This is a genomic window from Pantoea sp. ARC270 (assembly GCF_003236725.1).
GTDB classification, from domain to species: Bacteria; Pseudomonadota; Gammaproteobacteria; order Enterobacterales; family Enterobacteriaceae; genus Pantoea; species Pantoea anthophila.
In genome coordinates this window covers 1-5,382 of the sequence record NZ_PUGA01000070.1, presented here as the reverse complement: position 1 = coordinate 5,382, position 5,382 = coordinate 1, and the positions used below count along the sequence as shown (strand labels likewise).

Annotated in this window: 6 protein-coding genes and 1 pseudogene; 4 read left to right on the top strand and 3 right to left on the bottom strand. The window is 60.5% G+C overall.

What is annotated here, in order from left to right:
• Both CKF42_RS21550 and CKF42_RS20730 read left to right on the top strand, forming a co-directional pair.
• A pseudogene (locus CKF42_RS21550) lies at nt 1–85 on the top strand (phosphatase); the annotation flags it as partial.
• Between the two features lie 28 nt (nt 86–113).
• A complete protein-coding gene (locus CKF42_RS20730; RefSeq protein WP_111209097.1) occupies nt 114–680 on the top strand; it encodes a molecular chaperone in 567 nt (188 codons plus the stop codon).
• 1 nt (nt 681) lies between these two features.
• Here CKF42_RS20730 and CKF42_RS20725 read toward each other — a convergent pair whose 3' ends face one another.
• Entirely contained in the window at nt 682–2,061 is a 1,380-nt protein-coding gene (locus tag CKF42_RS20725; RefSeq protein ID WP_111209096.1) for a CoA transferase, read from the bottom strand.
• 43 nt (nt 2,062–2,104) lie between these two features.
• Complete coding sequence (locus CKF42_RS20720; protein WP_111209095.1) at nt 2,105–2,989, bottom strand: DMT family transporter; 885 nt, start codon at nt 2,987–2,989, stop codon at nt 2,105–2,107.
• A 163-nt stretch (nt 2,990–3,152) separates the two neighbouring features.
• Between CKF42_RS20720 and CKF42_RS20715 the strand changes: the two genes are divergently transcribed.
• The gene (locus CKF42_RS20715; RefSeq protein WP_111209094.1) at nt 3,153–3,875 is read left to right on the top strand and encodes a glutamine amidotransferase; all 723 of its coding nucleotides are present in this window, start codon (nt 3,153–3,155) and stop codon (nt 3,873–3,875) included.
• Here CKF42_RS20715 and CKF42_RS20710 read toward each other — a convergent pair.
• Complete coding sequence (locus CKF42_RS20710; RefSeq protein ID WP_111209093.1) at nt 3,863–4,426, bottom strand: class I SAM-dependent methyltransferase; 564 nt, start codon at nt 4,424–4,426, stop codon at nt 3,863–3,865. The genes CKF42_RS20715 and CKF42_RS20710 overlap by 13 nt on opposite strands.
• 232 nt (nt 4,427–4,658) lie before the next feature.
• Here CKF42_RS20710 and CKF42_RS20705 point away from each other — a divergent pair.
• Nucleotides 4,659–5,382 (top strand): aldehyde dehydrogenase family protein (locus CKF42_RS20705; protein ID WP_146239967.1); only part of this gene is annotated, 724 nt, incomplete at its 3' end.

Sequence of the window (5,382 nt, the reverse complement as noted above, 5' to 3'; positions counted from 1 at the left end):
GGTGTTAAATGTCACGCCGCGCCGCCTGCTCGACTTTCTGGAGCAGCGCAGCGGCAAACATATTGCTGAACTGGCTGACTTTTAACTTACTTTGCCTCAAGGAAATCTGACTCATGAATGAGTTTTCCATTCTGTGCCGCGTGCTCGGCTCTCTGTTTAATCGTCAGCCGCAGGACCCGCTGCTGGTCCCGCTGTTTACCCTGCTACGCGAGGGTAAGCTGCAGTCACAGTGGCCGCTGGAGCAGGATGAGCTGCTGACCCGTCTGCAACAGAACAGCGATCCTCAGGCGCTGGCCGCTGATTACAACGCGCTGTTTGTCGGCAGCGACTGTAACGTGCCGCCTTACGCTTCACAGTGGCCTGAAGGAAAAACCGAGCCGGAAGTGCGGGCGTTTCTCTCCTCGCGCGGTATGCCACTAAGCGATGCGCCCGCGGATCACTTTGGTGTTCTGCTGCTCTCTGCGTCATGGCTGGAAGATCAGTCGGCGGAAGATGAGAGCGCGGCACAGCTGGCGCTGTTCGAAGAGTATCTGCTGCCGTGGTGCGGGGCTTTCCTGGGCAAAGTGGAAGCGCATGCCACCACCGCGTTTTACCGCACTCTGGCGATGCTGAGCCGCGAAGCCATTCAGGTGATGTACAACGAGCTGCTTGAAAGTAACGAACAGCAGCCCGACGCCTGAGTCACCACGATGCCGGGTGCGTACCCGGCACACACCCCGGCGTTGCGCAGAACTGTGGTGTGCCGGGCAGCCAGGCGGCGGCGCGCAGCCGGACGCCAATCCCCCATGGCGTCAGCTCCAGGAAGGGCAGGTTGTCCTTCACCTGAGGCACAATGTCCGAGCCGGTGTGCTGGCCTGCGGCATGCTGCTGCAACAGCCATGCAGTGCGCGCCAGCGACAACCGGACCTGGCTGCCGTGCCCCCCGGTAAGATGCCGCCGTAACCCCTCCAGCACCGCGGCCGCCAGCAGATAGCCGGTGGCATGATCCAGCGCCTGGACCGGCAGCGGGCACGGTTTATCGCTCTGCTGCCACTGCATGCCCCGTTCGGCAATACCGCAGCCCATCTGCACCAGACTGTCGAAACCGCGCCGGTTGCGCCACGGCCCCTGCCAGCCCCACGCATTCAGGCTGGCATCGACCAGCCCCGGTGAGAGTGACTGGCGGGTTTCGGCATCAAAACCGAGCTGTTCCAGCGCATCGGCCCGATAGCCGTGTACCAGAACATCGGCGTCCCGCAGCAGGCGGATAAACCGGTCGCGATCGACCGGCTTTGTCAGGTCGAGCACAGCACGTCGCTTGCCGCAGCTCATCTCCTCATCCAGCGTCGGCTCCGCCCAGCCGGGGGGATCGATACGCAGTACCGTGGCACCCAGGCTGGCAAGAAAACGGGTGGCGACGGGGCCGGCAATAATCCGCGTCAGATCCAGCACCCTGATCCCCTGTAACGGACGCGCTTCAGCCAGCGGCCATGCGGGCGCAGGCGCTGCATCCGTCGTGTGCCAGTCAAACAGCGGCTCGCGCTGCACCGCCTGACCCTGGGGATGCTGCTGCCAGGCTTCAGTGCTGCGCATTTTGGCGGCACAGCCTCCCGCATCAATAATTGCCTGTTCCAGTTCGCTGGCCTGCCACTGCTCAACCTGCTGCGCCAGCGCCGGGCGATCGGCGTGGGTGCCCAGTACCTGCTCCATCGCCAGCCGGTGATGAGCCGCGTTGGTATGCAGGCGGATCCAGCCGTCGCGACTGCGGTAGTCTCCGGCAAAAGCATCCCACATTGCCGGGGCCGGGCGGTTTAACGGATGAAAGCTCTGCTGAAACCAGCGTGACGCCTGCCTGACGTTGACGGTAACAGGTGGGGAGGGATAAGTCGGGCGGGCGGTGGCGAGAAGCGCCGCCACCGCCTGGGTTGCCAGACCCAGGCTGGTGGCCGCCAGTTCACTGACGGAAAACGCGGAAGAGAATGTTGAACGATCAATAAAAGCGGGGAGAGGCCAGGCGTTATAGCTGCCTTGCAATCCCTGCACCATCTGTTGCCAGAGTGAGGCGGTGCGCGCTGAATCCATGTTGTGCTCCCTGAGTACGTTTTCTCAAGCATAGCACGCCGGATTAACGCCGCCGCAGGCGCGGGAAGCGGGCGTGCATGCGCAGGTTACGCAGGTTAAGCACGGCGATGGCCGTGCCAAGGATCACCAGCGAGGCACCGATAATCTTAAAACGGTTGAGACTGTCTCCCAGTACGACGATGCCCATCAGCACCGACAACACCGGCGTCAGCAGGGAGTAGGGCATGATCAGGTTAACGTTATATTTCTTCAGCAGCACATACCAGAGCGTGTAGGCAATAATTGATGAGGCGATGGCGCTGTAAAGAATGGCGAACCAGCCGTGCCAGCCTGCATGTTCAAGGGCGTAAAGCTGATTCGACTCCATCACCAGGCTGGAGGCACCGACAATCGGCATCGCCAGAAAGGCAATCCAGCCGGTCATGGTCAGTGGCTTAATCGGCGGCGACTTCTTCACAATCAGGTTACTGACAGCCCAGCCGGTGGCGCTGCACAACAGCAGGCAGAGCACCCACCACGACGGAATCGTCGGGCTGCCTGACAGCACCACCACACCGCTCAGCGAGATCATAATGCCCATCAGCTGCACCAGCTTCAGCTTCTCTTTCAGCACCAGCATCGCCAGCAGCATGGCAACCGGCGTGCCCAGCTGCACCACAATCGCGCCGGTGCCGGCATCGGTATAGCGCAGGCCGACGAACAGCAGCGAGAAGTGCATAAACCCGAAGGTGAAAGCCAGAAGCAGCAGCCAGGGCAGTTGCTTACGTTCAATACGGCAAAACGGCACCAGCACCACGGCGACGACCAGAAAACGCATAAAGGTCAGAAACAGGGGCGGCAGCTCCAGCAGGCCCCATTTCACCGCCACATTGTTGAAGGCCCAGACAGAGACCACCATCAGAATCAGAAAAAAATGCCGCACAGCCACGATAATATCCTTTCGATGTTTTTTGCTTAGCCCGCTAATGATGGCACGAACTGCGGCATTCCAGCCAATGCCGGAAAAAATTTTCTGCGCGCAACGGTGAGACTTTCGGACGTGATGCTGGCAGACTGATTTGATACGACTTCTGAAAAGGACCCGATTCGGTATGACCAAGACGCCCGCTTTACCCCTTGCCCTGATTCAGCTTGAAGTCCCGCCCGCTAACGTTGTTGCGCAGATTGGTGAACAGCCACGCTGGTTTATCGACGCCCTTGATCTGCAACCCCATGAGTACCTGATTGTGCGGCCCCATCTCGGTGAAGCGTTACCGGCTTTTGATGAAATTTCCGGGGCGATCCTCAGCGGCTCCTGGGCGATGGTCACCGATCATGAGGAGTGGAGTGAGCGCAGCGCGGCCTGGGTCCGGGCAGCCATTGAGCAGGAGCTGCCGCTGCTGGGTGTCTGCTATGGTCACCAGCTGATGGCCTATGCGCTGGGTGGCGAGGTGGCGGATAATCCGCATGGCTGGGAACGCGGCCTGCTCCCAATCCGCTGCAGCGCTCAGGCGCAGCGCGATCCGCTGCTGCAGGGTCTGCCAGCCGGGTTCAGCGTCTGGCTGTCACACCGGCAGTCGGTCATCACTCCGCCGCCTCAGGCGCAGGTGCTGGCGGCGTCGGCGCAGGATGGCTGCCAGATTGTGCGTTACGCTCCGCAGGCGCTGTCGGTGCAGTTTCATCCCGAATTTTCACGGCACATTATGAACGTCTGTCTGCCGGAAGGGCTGTCTGATGGCGGGAACGTTATCGAGGGGAAAGACTGGGCGCGTGCCTTGCTGGTGGAGTTCTGGCAACAGACGCGCCCGGCCGCAGCGCAGGCTCAGGGCGCGTAGTGACGCCGGCAGCGATAGACCCAGGCGGGTGGCACATTTTTCAGCACCCGCTCGCGTTCCCAGATGAAGTAACGCGACAGGTCGGGCTGGGTCAGTGAGGTGTACTGAAACTGCACGAAGATCCCATCCGGCCCCAGGGCATTAAACACCGCCCGCAGGATCGCTTCGCGCAGCGCGGGCGGTAAGGACAGCAGTGGCAGGCCGGAGAAGATCGCATCATATTCCCCGTTCAGGTACTCCGCGGAGCAGGTGCGCACGGTCATGCGCGTGTCGTCCAGCGCGCTGAGCTGGTCGGCCAGCGCAGCGCTGATCTCAAAGGCATCCAGCGTGGCGTCAGGGGACATCTCTGCCAGTATCCGCCGTGTCAGGACGCCATCGCCCGCGCCCAGCTCGGCAATCCGTAACGTTTCAGGCCACGCAACAGAGGCAATCATGGTGCGGCATAACGCCTCTGAGGACGGCGTTATGCTGCCCATCATGCGCGGATTGCGGATAAACTGATGCACGAAATTGGCTTTAGCGCGCATCTGGGTAAAAGCCGAAGCCAGCATGCTTATCTCCCGAATAAATTCACCCTCTCGTTGACCCCTTTGTGACGCACTAGTTTCTTATTTGCCAGCCTTTCCGAAAAAAGTCGGAATTTTCTATAAACGAAGCGGAAGCGACGATTCCTTCGGCGCGGTCACAGTTTCCGGTCATCGGAACTGACAGGCTGGCGATGATCATTCATGTTAATAATAAGTTTCGTCATTGTTACATCAGTCACCTGTCAGGAGAATGACCATGCGTTATGCCGCCCCGGGAGAACAGGATTCTCTGATCACGTTACAAAAGAATTATGGCAACTTTATTAATGGTGAATTCGTCGCGCCGGTGAACGGCAACTACTTCACCAATACCTCGCCGGTAAACGGGTCTGAGGCCGGTGAGTTCCCGCGCTCAGACGTGGCTGATGTGGATAACGCGGTGGCAGCGGCCGCGGCGGCCGCAGAAGCCTGGGGCAAAACCTCTCCGCAGCAACGCGCGCTGCTGCTGCTGAAAATTGCCGATCGGCTTGAAGCGAATCTGGAGACGATGGCGGTTTATGAAACCTGGGATAACGGTAAGCCCGTGCGCGAAACGCTGGCGGCGGATCTGCCCCTGGCTGTCGACCACTTCCGTTATTTTGCCGGCTGCGTCCGGGCGCAGGAGGGGAGTGCGGCTGAGATCGATGAGTTCACCGCCGCCTACCATTTCCATGAGCCGCTGGGCGTGGTGGCGCAGATTATCCCGTGGAACTTCCCGCTATTAATGGCGGCCTGGAAGCTGGCCCCGGCGTTGGGTGCCGGGAACTGTGTGGTGCTGAAACCGGCGGAACAGACGCCGCTGTCGATCACCGTGTTTGTCGATCTGATCAAAGACCTGCTGCCGCCGGGGGTGTTGAACGTGGTGCACGGGTTTGGTAAAGAGGCGGGTGAGGCGCTGGCGTCCCACGCCGGCATTGCCAAAGTTGCCTTTACCGGTTCTA